Annotated in this window: 18 protein-coding genes, 2 pseudogenes and 1 riboswitch; of the genes and pseudogenes, 5 read left to right on the top strand and 15 right to left on the bottom strand. The window is 64.8% G+C overall.

The annotated features are described in order from the left end of the window. Window positions 1-12: 12 nt before the first annotated feature. The 4 genes from KVY23_RS01850 to KVY23_RS01835 all read right to left on the bottom strand — a co-directional run bounded on the left by KVY23_RS01850 (window position 13) and on the right by KVY23_RS01835 (window position 2,851). The gene (locus KVY23_RS01850; RefSeq protein ID WP_230555089.1) at window positions 13-1,146 is read right to left on the bottom strand and encodes a glutamate--cysteine ligase; all 1,134 of its coding nucleotides are present in this window, start codon (window positions 1,144-1,146) and stop codon (window positions 13-15) included. After that, complete coding sequence (locus KVY23_RS01845) at window positions 1,147-1,857, bottom strand: superoxide dismutase family protein (protein WP_206509226.1); 711 nt, start codon at window positions 1,855-1,857, stop codon at window positions 1,147-1,149. It abuts the gene before it with no gap. Between the two features lie 88 nt (window positions 1,858-1,945). Further along, window positions 1,946-2,476, bottom strand: coding sequence for a LytR C-terminal domain-containing protein (locus tag KVY23_RS01840; protein ID WP_230555088.1), 531 nt, complete (start codon window positions 2,474-2,476; stop codon window positions 1,946-1,948). A 45-nt stretch (window positions 2,477-2,521) separates the two neighbouring features. Then, window positions 2,522-2,851 carry a DUF3263 domain-containing protein gene (locus KVY23_RS01835; protein WP_075838352.1) on the bottom strand — a complete coding sequence of 110 codons (330 nt, stop codon included), beginning with the start codon at window positions 2,849-2,851 and terminating at the stop codon, window positions 2,522-2,524. Window positions 2,852-3,124: 273 nt separating this feature from the next. On the opposite strand from KVY23_RS01835, the gene KVY23_RS01830 reads away from it, so the two are divergent. The 3 genes and pseudogenes from KVY23_RS01830 (at window position 3,125) to KVY23_RS01820 (ending at window position 4,825) form a co-directional block, all read left to right on the top strand. After that, window positions 3,125-3,718: a peptide deformylase gene (locus tag KVY23_RS01830; protein ID WP_230555087.1), complete on the top strand. Its 594-nt coding sequence runs from the start codon at window positions 3,125-3,127 to the stop codon at window positions 3,716-3,718. A 24-nt stretch (window positions 3,719-3,742) separates the two neighbouring features. Continuing rightward, a pseudogene (locus KVY23_RS01825) lies at window positions 3,743-3,949 on the top strand (GNAT family N-acetyltransferase); the annotation flags it as partial. A 75-nt stretch (window positions 3,950-4,024) separates the two neighbouring features. After that, complete coding sequence (locus KVY23_RS01820; RefSeq protein WP_230555086.1) at window positions 4,025-4,825, top strand: exodeoxyribonuclease III; 801 nt, start codon at window positions 4,025-4,027, stop codon at window positions 4,823-4,825. On the opposite strand, the gene KVY23_RS01815 is transcribed toward KVY23_RS01820, so the two are convergent. From KVY23_RS01815 to KVY23_RS01805, 3 genes are all read right to left on the bottom strand, one after another. After that, window positions 4,795-5,400 carry a hypothetical protein gene (locus tag KVY23_RS01815; RefSeq protein WP_230555085.1) on the bottom strand — a complete coding sequence of 202 codons (606 nt, stop codon included), beginning with the start codon at window positions 5,398-5,400 and terminating at the stop codon, window positions 4,795-4,797. The two genes, KVY23_RS01820 and KVY23_RS01815, sit on opposite strands and share 31 nt — an antisense overlap. A 100-nt stretch (window positions 5,401-5,500) precedes the next feature. Then, the gene (locus KVY23_RS01810) at window positions 5,501-5,827 is read right to left on the bottom strand and encodes a GNAT family N-acetyltransferase (RefSeq protein ID WP_075838355.1); all 327 of its coding nucleotides are present in this window, start codon (window positions 5,825-5,827) and stop codon (window positions 5,501-5,503) included. Window positions 5,828-5,940: 113 nt separating this feature from the next. Next, on the bottom strand, window positions 5,941-6,267 hold the full coding sequence (locus KVY23_RS01805) for a GNAT family N-acetyltransferase (protein ID WP_230555084.1): 327 nt from the start codon (window positions 6,265-6,267) through the stop codon (window positions 5,941-5,943). A gap of 260 nt (window positions 6,268-6,527) precedes the next feature. Between KVY23_RS01805 and thiD the strand changes: the two are divergent. After that, window positions 6,528-7,364 (top strand): annotated as a pseudogene (gene thiD, locus KVY23_RS01800) (bifunctional hydroxymethylpyrimidine kinase/phosphomethylpyrimidine kinase); the annotation flags it as partial. Here the strand turns inward: thiD and KVY23_RS01795 are convergent. The 7 genes from KVY23_RS01795 to thiO all read right to left on the bottom strand — a co-directional run bounded on the left by KVY23_RS01795 (window position 7,344) and on the right by thiO (window position 13,585). After that, the gene (locus KVY23_RS01795; RefSeq protein WP_230555083.1) at window positions 7,344-8,150 is read right to left on the bottom strand and encodes an adenylate/guanylate cyclase domain-containing protein; all 807 of its coding nucleotides are present in this window, start codon (window positions 8,148-8,150) and stop codon (window positions 7,344-7,346) included. The pseudogene thiD and the gene KVY23_RS01795 sit on opposite strands and share 21 nt — an antisense overlap. A 31-nt stretch (window positions 8,151-8,181) precedes the next feature. After that, window positions 8,182-9,687 (bottom strand): M20/M25/M40 family metallo-hydrolase, encoded by a 1,506-nt coding sequence (locus KVY23_RS01790; RefSeq protein WP_230555082.1) that lies wholly within the window; start codon window positions 9,685-9,687, stop codon window positions 8,182-8,184. 25 nt (window positions 9,688-9,712) lie between these two features. Continuing rightward, window positions 9,713-10,510, bottom strand: a complete 798-nt coding sequence (locus KVY23_RS01785) for an ABC transporter permease (RefSeq protein ID WP_230555081.1) — start codon at window positions 10,508-10,510, stop codon at window positions 9,713-9,715. Next, entirely contained in the window at window positions 10,510-11,454 is a 945-nt protein-coding gene (locus KVY23_RS01780) for an ABC transporter ATP-binding protein (protein WP_230555080.1), read from the bottom strand. The genes KVY23_RS01785 and KVY23_RS01780 overlap by 1 nt, the downstream gene beginning before the upstream one ends. Window positions 11,455-11,587: 133 nt before the next feature. After that, on the bottom strand, window positions 11,588-12,346 hold the full coding sequence (locus KVY23_RS01775) for a thiazole synthase (protein ID WP_294635057.1): 759 nt from the start codon (window positions 12,344-12,346) through the stop codon (window positions 11,588-11,590). Next, window positions 12,339-12,536 carry a sulfur carrier protein ThiS gene (thiS, locus tag KVY23_RS01770; protein WP_230555079.1) on the bottom strand — a complete coding sequence of 66 codons (198 nt, stop codon included), beginning with the start codon at window positions 12,534-12,536 and terminating at the stop codon, window positions 12,339-12,341. The genes KVY23_RS01775 and thiS overlap by 8 nt, the downstream gene beginning before the upstream one ends. Then, window positions 12,533-13,585 carry a glycine oxidase ThiO gene (thiO, locus tag KVY23_RS01765; RefSeq protein ID WP_230555078.1) on the bottom strand — a complete coding sequence of 351 codons (1,053 nt, stop codon included), beginning with the start codon at window positions 13,583-13,585 and terminating at the stop codon, window positions 12,533-12,535. The genes thiS and thiO overlap by 4 nt, the downstream gene beginning before the upstream one ends. Next, window positions 13,585-13,698: riboswitch (TPP riboswitch) on the bottom strand. (Overlaps the previous gene by 1 nt.) Window positions 13,699-13,725: 27 nt before the next feature. On the opposite strand from thiO, the gene thiE reads away from it, so the two are divergent. Continuing rightward, window positions 13,726-14,424, top strand: coding sequence for a thiamine phosphate synthase (gene thiE, locus KVY23_RS01760; protein ID WP_230555077.1), 699 nt, complete (start codon window positions 13,726-13,728; stop codon window positions 14,422-14,424). On the opposite strand, the gene KVY23_RS01755 is transcribed toward thiE, so the two are convergent. After that, window positions 14,421-15,260, bottom strand: a complete 840-nt coding sequence (locus KVY23_RS01755) for an NUDIX hydrolase (protein WP_230555076.1) — start codon at window positions 15,258-15,260, stop codon at window positions 14,421-14,423. The genes thiE and KVY23_RS01755 overlap by 4 nt on opposite strands. Between the last annotated feature and the right edge of the window lie 33 nt (window positions 15,261-15,293).

Below are 15,293 nucleotides of genomic sequence, written 5' to 3'. Positions count from 1 at the left end.
CACGACCTTGCGTCACGAACGCAGCTCCGCGACCAAGGACGCAACGACGGACTTCAGGTTCCCGCCGGACTCGGCGGCAACGCGCCGCTGACGCTGATACGACGCGCCGCGCCGCGGAATCTCGGCGACCGAGGCCAACTCGTCAGCGCACCCGAGGCGCACAGCCGTCGGAGTCAGCTTCTCGAGCAGATCGTTCAAATCGTCGGTGACCAAACGTTCGTTGCTATCGGCGTCCAGGATGATCTCGGCCTCGAGTCCGTATCGGGCGGCGCGCCACTTGTTCTCCTGGACATGCCACGGCGGCATGCTCGGAAGCTGCTCCCCCGCTTCCAGGCGTGCGTCGAGATCGACGATGAGGCAGTGCGTCAGGGCGATCAGCGCCGCCAGCTCACGCCGAGTGGACACGCCGTCGCACACGCGGACCTCGATGGTCCCCCACTTCGGGGCCGGCCTGATGTCCCAGTGCAAACCACCCAACTGCTCGATGACGCCGGTCTTCATCTGATCGCGAACGAAACCCTCGAATTGACCCCAGTTCTCGAACTGGAACGGAAGGCCCGCGGTGGGCAGCTGCTGAAACATCAGTGCGCGATTGCTGGCGTATCCGGTGTCCGAGCCAGCCCAGATCGGCGACGAAGCCGACAACGCCAACAGGTGGGGATACTGCAGAAGCAACGAGTTGAGGATCGGGAACACTTTGTCCGGAGACGACACACCCACGTGCACGTGCACTCCCCAGATGAGCATCTGACGTCCCCACCACTGGGTTCGTGCGATCAACTCGTCGTAGCTGGGTGACCTGGTCAGCACCTGCGTGGACCACTCCGCAAACGGGTGTGTTCCGGCGGAGAAGAGATCGATACCGAGCGGGTGCGCGGCCCGGCGTACCAGCTCGAGCGATTCGCCGAGGTCGTCCATGGCCTCACCGACGTTGTCGCACACTCCTGTGACGAGTTCGACGGTGTTGCGCAGGAGTTCCTTCGTCACGCGCGGCGTCTGCGCCCCGGCGAGTTCGGTGACTCCGGCCATCACCTCTTCAGCGGAATTGACCAGGTCGAGGGAAGTCTTGTCCACCAACGCGATTTCCCATTCGACACCGAGCGTCGGACGAAGCGAGGAGTCGAAGTGGATCCGCGGAGCGTTCACTTATTCCAGGACCGCGCAAGCAACCCGTCCGCCGGCATCACCGGTCATAAGGGTCATCTCGTCCGGCACTGCAGCACCGTCGGCAAGGGTGTAGCGCGGCGGGATGTTCGCGAAGTTGTCCGGGCCCTCGTGGATGAGCAGGGACCGGCCGCCGTCGGCACGCAGATCGTCGAGAGTGACTGCATCGGTGGTGGTGACGAGCATCCCGGTGCCGTCTTCGCCGACCCTCAACGATGTCAGATCGCCGCTCGACGGGTACTCGGTGCGGCCGTCGAGCTGCAGGTGACCGCCGGCGGACAGGAAGTTGCCGGGCTCGCCGCCTGCGGGGGCAACCGAGTTCGGCTCGCATACGCCGACGGTGTGGATGTGCATGCCGTGGAAGCCCGGTTCCATATCCTCGGCCTCGACCGTGATCGTCAGGTGGTCGCCATCCTCGACGATCGACACCGTGCCGACGGTGTTGCCGTCTGCGCTTTCGAGATCTGCGGTGATCGCGCTCTCTGATGCCCGGCTGCCCACGGGAGCGTCGGCTTCGACTGCCGAGGCATTCGGGTCCTCGCTACCGGTCCATACCGGGGGCGTCGTGCCGGGCACGTCCGATGGCGTCTCCGGGGCGCCGCACGCCACCAAGCCGAATGCCGCCACGGCGACTACCGGTGCCGCAAAACGCAGGGAGCGAGTCGCCGATCGGGGTGTGGTGCTCGGTGCCATGAAAAGTGCTCCTTCGTGGGGCAGGCTGGGCGTGTGCGTCGATCATAACTATGCCCGGTAGTACTGACTCATTCGGTCATAGCGGGAGCTATTCGGTGACAACGACGACTACACCGTCGCTGTACGCGGAGACCGTGGCCGGGGCGGCTTGGGCGCTCACACCGAGCTGCTGGGCGATCTCCTGCGCCGCGGCCTGCGCGCTTGACGCCGAGCCGTAGAAGACGGTCGTCGTAGGAATCTGTGATTCGACGTAGTTGCCGGTCTCGACGATCGTCCATCCCTGGGCCGTCAGAGTCGATGCGGTGTCCGCCGCCAACCCCGAGACGTTGCTGTTGTTGAGCACAAGCACATCGACATCCGACGGATCGACACTGGCCTCCGGTTCCGGGGTGGCCGAGGCCGCTGGGGCCTGCGGCGCCGACGCTGCAGACCCTGATCCTTGGCCGTCCGGCCCCTCGGCGACCTCACTCGTCGCGTCGGGAGCTGCTTCTTCGCTGTCGCTGTCCGAGCCGCTCAACGACAATGCACCGATCGCTGCGAACAGAATCGCCAGCGATATCAACACCATTGCCAGTGCGCGGAGCGGGGGGCCGGACGATTCCGGATTGGGACTGCTCACACTCGAAGACACTAGTTGATGGAAACTCTGCCCCTACCAAACCCTTCAGACGTCGAAGCCGAGCCTGCGGGCCGCTCGGGCCTTCTGCCTGCTGGCGCGCAGCCTTCGTAGTCGCTTCACCAGCATCGGATCGGCAGCGAGGGCTTCTGGTCGGTCCACCAGAGCATTGAGGACCTGGTAATAGCGGGTCGCGGACATCGAGAAGAGTTCTTTGATGGCCTCTTCCTTGGCGCCGGCGTACTTCCACCACTGGCGCTCGAAGGACAGGATGTCGTGCTCACGCCGAGTGAGACCGTCCTCGCCGACCTCATTGACGTTGGTGGCCTTGTCGGACTGCTGAGACTGGTTCTGGTCACGCGCTGCTGCGCCGTCCATCTCACTCCTCGACTTCTCGAACCCGCATCAGCGGATCCGTCTTCTGTGCGTTCATGCTGCCTCTGCCGCCATGCCGGCCCCCCTCAGATTCGCATCGACGCACCCGCCGAGGCGGGTATCCGACACGAATTACACACGTGTGTTTCGGCCCTTATTCAACCATGATGCATACGACGCGCACGCCGCCTGCGGTAGGCGCGGCGAGTCGCGTGCATCTCGTTCGGGTTCACCGAGTGCAGTGTCCTCGATCGCGCGCCGTTATTCTTGTCGACCATGGCAATTCTTCCGATCCGGATCGTCGGCGACCCGGTCCTCCACACCCCGACCGAACCCGTCACACAAACGCCCGCCGAACTCGCCGATCTCATTGCTGACATGTACGAGACACTCGACGCCGCCAACGGCGTCGGGCTGGCCGCGAACCAGATCGGCATCCCACTGCGGTTGTTCATCTACGACTGCCCGGACGAGGGCCCCGACGGAAAGATGATCCGCCGGACGGGCGAGGTGATCAACCCCGTCCTCGAGACGTCGGACATCCCCGAGACGATGCCGGACCCGGATGACGACGAAGAAGGATGCCTGTCCGTTCCCGGGGAGCAGTATCCGACGGGGCGGGCGGACTGGGCGCGGGTGCGAGGCACCGACGCCAAGGGCGAGCCGGTCGAGATCGAAGGCACCGGTTTCTTTGCCCGCATGCTGCAACACGAGGTCGGCCACCTCGACGGCTTCCTGTACGTCGACGTGCTGATCGGACGCAATGCCCGCGCCGCGAAGAAGGCGATCAAGCGAGCAGGGTGGGGCAAGCCGGGCCTGTCGTGGATACCGGGAACCGTCAGCGACCCGTTCGGCCACGAGGACGACTGAGTGGCTGCGGCCGGGGGAGTTCCAGTGGGGGCGATTCCAGCGGGCACGAGGGTCACGCTGCGCTACCGGCTTCCGCCCGGGTCCAGCCATCCGATGACCGACATCATCGGTGAACTCATCTCCTCCGATGAGGAGTCGGTCGCGGTGCGGGCACGGGACGGGAGGGTCGTCCAGATCGCCCGCGATCGGGTGGTGGCGCTGAAGGCGCTCGGCCCGAGGCCGATCCGCACCCGCCGCATGTGAGTGAAAGTACATAGCAGGACACGTATTTCCACTCACATGCGCGAAGCGCCTAAGGTGGCGTCCGTGCGATTGGCTACGTGGAACGTGAATTCTGTCCGCTCTCGTCAGGATCGGATCGTCGAGTGGCTGTTGCGCTCGGATATCGATGTGCTGGCGATGCAGGAAACGAAATGCAAGGACACGCAGTTTCCGTACGAGCGATTCACTGAGATGGGTTACGAGGTGGCGCATGTCGGCCTCAGTCAGTGGAACGGCGTGGCTCTGCTCTCGCGCGTCGGACTCGAGAACGTGCAGGTCGGCTTCGAGGATCAGCCGGGGTTCAGTAAGGATCCCGAGATCGAGGCGGTGCGCGAGGCCCGGGCGATCGGCGCGAGCTGCGGCGCCATCCAAATCTGGAGCCTGTACGTGCCCAACGGCCGCGACCTCGCCGATCCGCACTACACGTACAAGCTCGAGTGGTTGGCGAAGCTACGCGCCGACGCGCAGGCGTGGCTGACGGCCGATCCGCAGGCGCAGATCGCGCTCGTCGGCGATTGGAACATCGCCCCGACCGACGATGATGTGTGGGATCCGGCGCTGTTCGAGGGCAAGACCCATACCTCGCAGCCGGAGCGCGATGCGTTCGCCTCGTTCGAGGAGATCGGTTTCAGCGAGTTGACGCGTCAATTCACGCCGGAGCCCAGGACATTCACCTACTGGGACTACACCCAGTTGCGCTTTCCAAAGAAGCAGGGCCTGCGGATCGACATGGCCCTGACCTCTCCGGCGCTCACCCCACGTGTGTCCGGTGCTTCTATCGACCGTGAGGAGCGCAAGGGCAAGGGCGCGAGCGATCACGCACCGGTGATCGTCGAGATTTCCTGACGCGCTTTCGGTTGCGCGAGCTTCACCGCGAGCGCCACAGACCCAACGAGTATCAGGAGGCCGTGGGCGACGCGAATCCACGGCGGACCGAAGAACTGCGGCAGGAACAGCACGAACCCGGCGGCGAAGACCCACCCCTGCCACGTAGCGACTTCCCGGGCGAGAGCGATGACCCCGACTGCGATCGCGACGAGCCCCAAACCGAACATGGTCACCTGGACAGGCCCGTATCTGATGGGCTCAGCCAGGTCGACGAGGGTGACATCGCCCGTTTCCTGTGCGCGGACGCCGAGCACGTTCAGTGCGAAGGTTTCGGCGCCGTAGTAGGGAAGCAGCAGGCCGACGCCGATCCACGTCGCCGACTCCGCGAACTGGCCCACCTGCATGGCTCTGACGACCAATGCCAATGCGATGAAGCCCAGCATCGCGCTGACGTGGGCAGCTATCCACAGCGGTGAGGCGAATGCATCGGCGCCGGCGGTGCCCGTTTCGGTGGAGTACGGCCGCAACACCGGATAGATCACGAACAGAACGCCGGTGATCAGGAGCAGGAATGTGGTCTTTCGGTCTGACATGGATACACCCTCTCGTCAGGAGAGCAGCGCTCTCACCAAAGAGCAGTATTCATTGCGGCGACCCTCAAAGCAAGAGCGGCGCTCTCGTTTCGATGCCGCGTCACGCCACCAGATCGAGAAATTCCGGATGGCGGGCGAGATATCGACGCACGTAAGTGCAGATCGGAACGATGCGCCAGCCACGATCACGCGCGGTATTGAGCGCACCACGCACGAGAACGCCGGCCCATCCCCGGTCTCCGTAATCCTCGACGACAACCGTGTGCATAAAAGCCACAGCCCCGTCCTCGCCGTCGCGGTACCCGAGTATGCCGATCAGCTCGTCGGCGACGAAGAGATCGAACCTACTGTGCGTGACGTTGTCCTCGATGCGAACCGCAGCAGCCAACGCAGCGGGCGACGAGAGATCCAAGGATGTGTGATCCATGTCACTATGACTACACCGGCACAGTGAGGGACCGAAGGAATTGGCGAAATTGGATAGCAATTCGAAGCCACGTCGAGTTGCAACCGTTACGAGCAGAACCAGGCAACCCCCGACTACAAGGGAACAGCGATGTCCGCATAATCAGGGTTCGCGGCCAGGAAACGCTGAACGTAGGTGCACACAGGCTTGACCTTCCAGCCGTACGACCGGGCGGTGTCCAGTGACCTCCGCACGAGGATGGCAGCAAGTCCCTGATGGCCGAAGTCCTCGGTGACAACAGTGTGCATGAACGAGACGACGTGAGTCCGAGGTCCGCGTTTGGCCGAGGACTCGACTTCGTAGTATCCGACGATTCCCACCAAATCACCGTTGAGCCGCAACTCGAATCGATTCTGGTCGGTATTGATGGAAACGTCAGCACTGGGTGTACCGGCAAGCATGGGTCACCTCCTTACATGTAGAGAGTTGGGTCGAAGCGTCGTGATCGTTATGTGACCTACACCACTATTAAACATGTGAACCGCATGCTTGTCACCCTTTTGCAGCGACAAACCTTCGGTGCCGTAGGTTCGCAACCTCGATGCAACATCACGACTGGTAAGTGTCACAGTCGCCAATCATCGCCGTTGTGATGCAACAACATTCATCGGTGAACAAGCATCTGTGGCCGCACCGGACATCCCTGCCGTACTGTCTTCTCGTGAAGTTTCTACCGCTTGCCCCGCACGGCTCGACGCCTCTGCGCGTGCTCACCATCGCCGGTACCGACTCCGGCGGGGGTGCTGGCATTCAAGCCGACAGTCGCACCATGGCCCTGTGCGGTGTCCACGCATGCGTCGCTGTCGCGGCGGTGACCGTACAGAACTCCGTCGGCGTCAGCGGCTTTCACGAGATCCCGCCGACGATCGTTGCCGACCAGGTTCGCTCGGTGGTGGGCGATATCGGCGTCGGCGCGGCGAAGACCGGCATGCTCGCCTCCACCGCGATCATCGAGGCCGTCACAGCGGTGTGCACCGACGTCGGCATCGGCAGAGACCAGCCAGTTCCACTCGTCGTCGATCCAGTCTGCGCATCGATGCACGGTGACCCGCTTCTGCACGACGAGGCACTCGACGCCATCCGTCACACCCTCTTTCCCATCGCAACGCTCGTGACACCCAATCTCGACGAGGTGCGACTGATCACCGGCATCGACGTCGTCGACGACGCCACCGCGCACCACGCAGCGCAGGCGCTGCACGCATTGGGTGCGCAATGGGCGTTGGTGAAGGGTGGGCACCTGCGCACGTCGGAGACCAGCACGGACATCCTCTTCGACGGTGATCGATTCCTCGAGTTCACCAGCCCCCGCATCGACACCGGCAACGACCACGGCGGCGGGGACACACTGGCCGCGGCCATCGCATGCGCACTCGCCCACGGATACTCGGTCCCCGAGGCTGTCGCGTTCGGCAAGGAATGGGTCACGCGCTGCCTCGCCGCGTCCTACGACCTGGGCGCCGGGCACGGCCCGGTTTCACCGTTCTGGCGTCTGAATCAATCGGACGATCTTGAGGTCCTCGGGGACACCGCTGAGCTTGGGCGCGAAGAACCCACGCCGATACGGCCGGGTGGTCAGCCCTAATTCCTCCAGTGTTCCTTCCGGGAGCGCGTCGAGGGCGGTGTGCGAAATCATCACGTTGCCGTTCCCGCCCGCTTGCATCACCCGCGCGGCGACGGTGACATCGACCCCGAGCCAGTCGGATCCGATCTGGCGCGGACTGCCCGTATGGATGCCCACGCGCATCGTCGGGGTGTAGCCGTTCACTTCCACTCGGGCGAGCGCGGCACGAGCCGTCACCACCGCTTCGACGGCCTTGTCGGGGTGATAAAACACCGCCATGATGCCGTCGCCCAGCCGCTTGACGACGTGACCACCGCCGGCAGCGACCGCCGGTTCCACAGCCTTTGAGACCTTGCGGAGCAGGGTCAGCGTGTCCGCGTCTCCGGCGCCGAGCGACCAGGTCGAGAACCCGACGATATCGGTGAAGACGATGGTGACATCGCGTTCGCCGTGTCCGCGGCCGGTTCGTTCGAGAACCGCCTGCCAGATCTGCAGGGCGCCGAGCCCGAACTCGCGGGTCGCGCCGGGTTCGTCGTCGAGGAATCTGTCCGCGACGCGTGCGACCGCCAGTGCCGACCCAGGCCCGGCCATGGACAGCGGATCACCGAACGTCGGATCACCGGGGAGTACGCGCCGGACTCGACGGATGACATCGACCACCGCGGGGCGACGGTTGACAGCGCGTATCCACTCGACCGTCGACGCCACGTGCGGGTTCATGAAAACAAGCGTAACTGAAAGTTACACATAATCATTGTCCCGATCGAGCCGCGATGCGGCCCTCGTCCACCGGGACCCCGTTGGGGCCGTCGACCGACTGAGCGTAGGTCCCGATACCGAAACCCACCACCGACGCATTTCTCGCCAGCGCCTCTCGATCGACATTGGCCAGGGTGTCCTCGGGGGTGTGATAGTTCTCGTCGAACGCCTCGCCGGCAATGCCGCCCCATTCCTCGGCCTGCTCTGGCGTCTTCACATCGTCGGCGCCGCTGAACACCCCGCCGGCCGGGATCCCGACGGCGATGAACGGCCCGTAGTCGGAGCGTCCGTCGAAGTCGGTGCCGCCAGCAGCGATTCCTTCCGCCTGCAATCGTTCTACGAACATCCGCTCGATCGCATCCGAACCGGTCGGGCCCGCGGGCGCCCCGACCTGGTCTGAGTCATCGCCGTCGTATGCGAGGTAGCCGGCGTTCGGAGAACCGATCATGTCGAAGTTGAGATAGAGCGCGATATTCGACGCGTCCTCCTCGGACAGAGATTCGACGTATTTGCTCGAACCGACGAGGCCCAGCTCCTCGGCGCCCCAGAATGCGAAACGCACGGCGTTGGTGACATCCGGTTCCGCGCCGAGCTGCAGCGCCGACTCCAGCACTGCTGCGACGCCGGTGCCGTTGTCGTTGATACCCGGACCCTCGAGCACGCTGTCGAGGTGCGCCCCGGCAACGACGACATTATCGGTGTCACCAGTCTTGGTCTGCGCGATCACGTTCCGGCTCGTCGTGGTGACGGTTTCGGTGTCCAGCGTCAACGTCAGTTCCGGTGCCGCGGCGACGGCTGGTCCGTCTTCCTGACTGACGCCGCCGGTGGGGATCTGCGCGATGTCCGCGTCGCCGAGGGTGGCGCCGTCGAGTGGCCCCGGCTCGTTGTTGACGACAACCACCGCGACCGCGCCGAGATCGGCCGCGACGGCCTGCTTGGTACCGAACGGGCACACCCCGCGATCGACGACGACGATGGCACCGGAGACGTCGAGACCGTCGTAATCCGTTGCTTCACAGCCCGGCGAATCGTCCGTCGGCGCTGCCAGGACACGTGCGGTGAGACCGGCGTCCGAGGTGGACGGCGAGTACGTGAGCGCCGCCACCGGCACGTCCTGCTCGTCGACGGACAACGACTCGGTCTCGACCGAGAACTGGTCGAACTCGAACTCGGGGGTCTGCACCTCGAATCCCGCAGCTTCGAGCTTGCCCCGCAGGTAGTCGACGCTGGCGTCGTAACCGGACGTGCCCGCAGCTCGGTTGCCGTCGTGTGCGGACGCGATTGCCTCGAGCTCTTCGAGATGGGCCACCATCGCGTCCTCGGTGATCGCATCGGCCAGGCCGGGGCCGTCTGCGATCGCGACCGGGGTAGGAACGGAAACGGCCGGTTGCTCCTCAGCCCCGGATTCTTCCGGGGCCGAGGAGCAACCGGCCAGAACGAGAGCACCGACTGCGAAACCTGCGATCAGGGACATCCCCGACTTGGAAATTGGCGGCATGGATGCACCCTAACCGCAGTACAGCTCACGCGTCGCGGCGATTGGTGACCAGCAGTGCGGCCCCGAACACGATCGCGGTGAAGACGATGAAGTAGATCAGACCACCGATGGGACCCCAGTGGAAGTCGACCCCGCCGTCCTGACCGAGGAAGTATCCGGCGTTCATCCAGGGAAGGAACGGTTGGACTGCTCGGCCGAACGAACCGAAGAGCGCGAACAGGCTCTCGATCACCAACGGCCACAGCAACAGTAGCGCGATAGCGCCTGCCGACTGCCGCAGCAGCGCACCGACGCCCACTGCGACGACGATCTGCAGGAATGCCAGGATCGCGGTGCCGTAGATAACTCGCCACGTGCCGTCGACATCGAGGCTGAGCAGCGCGCCCGCTTCGTCGCCGGCGAGTGCTCGCGACAGGTACAGGGCGCCGATCGCCAGGATGAAGGAGAGAACGAAGCCGAATACACCGACCAGCAAGGCCTTTGCGATCAGCACGGAGCTGCGATTCGGAATCGCCTGGAACGTCGTCCGGATGACTCCGAACCGGTACTCACTGGTGACCGTCAGGGCCGCCAGGATCATGAGAACCATGACTCCGAAGCCGCCGACACCTGCACCTATTGCCTCGAAAGCGGACGGGATGAAGGGCTCGAAATCTGGCGTATTTCCCTGCGCAAGTTCGTCCTTGTAGGAGTCGAGGCCCAACTTGGAGGTGAAGCCGACGATCGCCGCCAGGCCCAGCCCGAGCACGACTACGGCGATGGTGCACCACCACGGCGATTTCGTGGAGGTGATCTTGATGCGTTCTGCTGTCAGGACACCCACTAGAGTGCACCTCCCATTGTCTCGGCGCCTGCGCCGTGGTACTGAACGTCGTCACCGGTGAGCTTCATGAATGCTTCCTCCAAAGAGCCTCTCTGCGAGGATAATTCGTGAAGCACGAGACCTGCTCTACCCGCAATCTCGCCGATCGCATCGGTCGTGGAGTTGGTGACCACCAGGGTCGGCTGGAGCTCCTCGGTGATTCCCGGCTCTCGGACGGTGAGTCCGGCGGAGGTCAGGGCGCTGCGGAGCGCGTCGAGCTGCGGGCCACGGACCCGCACCGATGCCTCCGACGCGTGATCGATGAACTCCTGCACCGACGAATCGGAGATGAGCTTTCCTCGCCCGATGACGACGAGGTGTTCGGCCGTCTGCGCCATCTCGGACAGCAGGTGGCTCGAGACAAGAACGGTACGACCCTCAGCTGCCAACCGCTGCATGAACTTTCGAATCCAGACGATACCCTCGGGGTCGAGGCCGTTGACGGGCTCGTCGAACAGCAACACCTTCGGATCGCCCAGCAGGGCACCGGCCAATCCGAGACGCTGCGACATGCCGAGGGAGAACCCGCCGGCATTCTTCTTCGCGACATCGGTCAGGCCGACCAGCCGCAGAACCTCGTCGACACGCGATTTCAGGATGTCGTTGGAGGCGGCCATCCACTCGAGATGCGCCTTCGCCGAACGGTTGGGGTGCACCCACTTGGCGTCGAGGAGTGCTCCGACGGTACGCAGTGGCTGCTTGAGTTGGTTGTACGGCTTGCCCTCGATCAATGCTGTACCGCTGGTGGGGCGGTCCAATCCGAGGATCATCCGCATGGTCGTCGACTTGCCCGCACCGTTGGGTCCGAGGAAGCCCGTCACTATGCCCGGTTTTACCGTGAAGGTGAGGTCCTCGACCGCCTTCGTGGCACCGAACTGTTTAGTCAGTCCCTTTACTTCGATCATGGCGCTCACTGTCCCCTATGGCAGGGGTTGCGCACATCGCCCGCGAGTCGCGACCTGAGTCATCCTTTGGGATGACCCAACCCCTAGGTGAGTGGAAATACGTGTCCTGTCATGTATTTCCACGCACATGCGGCTACGGCGCCTCCGGCGAGCTGGCCTGCGCCCAGAATCGCTTCGGAATCCGCCCGGCCCGACGTGCCTCGAAGCCCGCCGATACCGCATGACGCATCGCCGACGCCATCAGGGCAGGATCCTTGGCACGGGTCACGGCGGTTGCGAGCAACACCGCGTCGCATCCCAGTTCCATGGCCAGTGCTGCATCGCTCGCGGTCCCGATGCCGGCGTCGAGGATCACCGGCACCCCTGCTGCCTCGACGATCATCTCGATGTTGTGCGGGTTACAGATGCCCAGACCCGTCCCGATAGGAGCACCGAGCGGCATGACGGCCACGCAACCGATGTCCTCGAGTCGTTTCGCCAGCACCGGGTCGTCCGTCGTGTACGGCAGCACCTTGAAGCCGTCGTCCACCAGTTGCTCTGCGGCCGAAACTAGTTCGATGGCGTCGGGTAGCAGGGTCCGCTCGTCGGCGATGACCTCGAGCTTGACCCAGTCGGTGTCGAGCGCCTCGCGGCCGAGTTGCGCGGTCAGCACCGCTTCCGCCGCACCGCGACATCCCGCCGTATTGGGCAGCGGCGCGATGTTCAGCTTGCGGAGCAGATCGAGCACACCAGTTCCCCCGGCCGAGTCCACGCGCCGCATCGCCACGGTGGTCAGCTCTGTACCCGAGGCGAGCAGGGCTTCTTCGAGCACCGCCAGGTTCGCCGCTCCCCCGGTGCCCATGATGAGCCGGGACGTGAAGGTGCGGTCAGCGATGATCAACTGTTCAACCACCCTGCACCGCCGTCAGTATCTCGATTTTCGAGCCTTTTTCGACGGTGGTGAGGTCCCACCGGCTTTTCGGCAGGACTGTTCCGTCGACGGCGACGGCTATGCCCTTCTCCGGCACCGACAGGTGTTCGAGCAACTGGCGCATCGTCAGGTCGCCGGGGAGAACTTGGTCTTCACCGTTCACTGTGATCATGGGTGTGCAACTTTCTCGAATCTCGAAGGGTCGGCGGCTTTTGCTTCGGGGAGTACGTCGCCGGCGAGGAGTGCCGATACCGAGTCTGCGGTGATGGGTGTCAACAGGATTCCGTTGCGTCCGTGCCCGGAGGCGACGATGACGCGATCGGAGATCCTGCCGATGACGGGCAGTCCGTCGGGACTGACGGGTCGGAGCCCGGCCGAGCACTCGTGCAGTTCGTATTCGCCGATGCTGGGCATCAAACGTTCCGCGTCGGCGATCAGATCTCGGACACCCGCGACGGTGACCTGCGTGTCTCGACCTGTTTCGTGCTGTGTCGCGCCGACGACCAACCCGTCGCCACGCGGGACGAGGTAGATCGGTCGGCCGTGGACGCTGCCCCGGACAGTGCGGGTCGGCGGCGGCGGTGCGCTGGGTCGGCGACGCAGCCGCAGAATTTCGCCTTTGACCGCTCGAACCGGCATCCCCGCCAGCAGCGAGGCGGTGTTCGCGCCTGCAGCGACCACGATCTGATCGGCGTTGATGGCCTCGAGATCGGTCACCTCCTCGGCGAAGAACTCCACCTGCGATGCCGCCTCGCGCAGCGCCGTCACCAACGCACGATTGTCGACGGCCAGTTCGGTGGGCGCGTGGATGGCGAGGCGTATGTTCTGCGCCAGCGAAGGCTCGAGCTCCCGTATCTGCGCCCGCGAGAGCATCTCGACCGAAAACCCCTGCTGCCCCAGAAATTCGGCGACGGTGCGAAGATCGGCCGCGTCTGCGGCGTCCAGTGCGACGGTGAGCGACCCGCTCGCGGTGAACACGTTTGTGCCGAGCGAGCGCCCGAACTCCGGCCACCGCTCCAGTGAGTGCGCGCCGAGCGTGAGCAGTCGATGCTCACCCGGCCATGCCTCGGACAGTGGGGCAAGCATCCCGCCGGCCACCCATGACGCGCCGGATCCGAGCGCAGGATCGTAGAGCCGTACCGACCAACCCTCACGTGCGGCACGTACGGCCACGGCGAGCCCGATCACACCGCCTCCGACTACCGCCAGTGTCGGCAACATCTACACACCACCTCACTCCCTGCGCCGGCATGATCCGGTTCAGGTGTTGACGGTAAGGACGTAGCGCGTCCACTCTCAGCCCCGCGAACCCCAGGACTCCCGTGTATTCATGAACTCCCCGACAGACTACCGTTTGCGGTGTGCAACCCACTCAGAGCTCACGTAACGAGTCGGCACGCGAACGTCTGGCGTCGGCTCGGTTGTATCTGTGCACCGACGCCCGGCGCGAGCACGGCGATCTGGCCCATTTCGCCGAGGCTGCCCTCTCCGGTGGCGTCGACATCATCCAGCTCCGCGACAAGAATTCGGCAGGCGAGCGCCAGTTCGGTCCGCTCGAAGCCAAGGACGAGCTCGCCGCGCTGGCTGTCTTGTCGGCGACGACGCGACGGCACGGTTCGCTGTTGGCCGTCAACGACCGAGCGGACCTGGCCTTGGCGGCGAACGCAGACGTGCTGCATCTCGGGCAGGGCGACCTTCCTGTTCACTACGCCCGCAGTATCCTCGGCCCGGACGTGGTCATCGGCCGTTCCACACAGAACCGCAACCAGGCGAGTCTTGCGGCCATCGAAGATGGAGTCGACTACTTTGCGACGGGCCCGGTCTGGGCGACGCCCACCAAACCCAATCGGACCGCCGCCGGGCTCGACCTGCTGCGCAGCACGGCCGAGGCCGCGCCGACGCGGCCGTGGTTCGCCATCGGGGGTATCGATGCGAGCAATGTCGACGAGGTGCTCGCGGCGGGTGCCGATCGAATCGTCGTGGTCAGGGCCATCACGCAGGCCCGTGATCCGCAGGCCGCAGCGCGCGAGTTGGCCGAGATTCTGCGCCCGCGACGCTAACCGAGCCAGCTCAGCACTGTGGACGGCGACAGTACCCGAACGTCGGTCGGCAGTCGCTGCTGTAGGCCACGGTCGGCAGTGACGAGGGCGGTGCGGGTGCCGCCGTCGTGTGCCCGTCGCGCAAGTTCGTCGTCTCCGCTGCCCGACGCATGGATCAACGGCACGCGGCCGTCTTCGAATCGGGCATTTCGCGCCTCGCCTTCCAGCACTGCTTCCACTTGCGATAGCCATCCGAAACCGCCGCCGGGTAGTTCGACGGTCCGGGGCAACGCCGCGGCGAGTGAGGACAGCAGGGCTGCGGTGGCACCGCTTCGATCGCGCCACCACCCGTCGGGCCGCGAGCCCAGCACATTGGCGGTGTCCAGCAGCACACGCAACGTCTCGGTGCGCAGCGTCGGCCAGCTCGCCGCGAACCCCGGATGCAGGGGCAGCTGATCGACCATGTCCTCGGGAACCCAGCGCAGTTCGACGCTTTCGCCGTTGGGGATCGTATCGAGCTGCACTTCGGCGTCGGCGAAGACCGTGGTGTAGGACCATCCGCTCTCGACGCGCGCGGTGATCATCTCACCTCGCACCCGCAGGTGTTCGAGGCCGATCCCGGCCTCCTCGTGTGCCTCCCGAACTGCGGCGTGCGCGCTGCTCTCGTGCGAGTCGCGGGCCCCGCCCGGCAACGCCCAGGTGCCGCCCTGGTGACTCCACAGCGCCCGGTGCTGCAGCAATACCGTCGGCCCACCATCAGGGGCAGGCGCGCGAAGGAGGAGACCGGCTGCGCCGTGTTTGCCCCAGTGCCGTGTGCCGTTCTCCCCGACCACCCACCCGTCACCATCGCCGCGCATACCGACCACCATAGGTGAACCACACGAGAGAGG

This window comes from Rhodococcus sp. I2R, assembly GCF_020889545.1.
In the GTDB taxonomy this organism is placed as follows: domain Bacteria; phylum Actinomycetota; class Actinomycetes; order Mycobacteriales; family Mycobacteriaceae; genus Rhodococcoides.
Note: the sequence above shows the minus strand (reverse complement) of the source record. Positions and strands in the feature narration are given on the sequence as shown.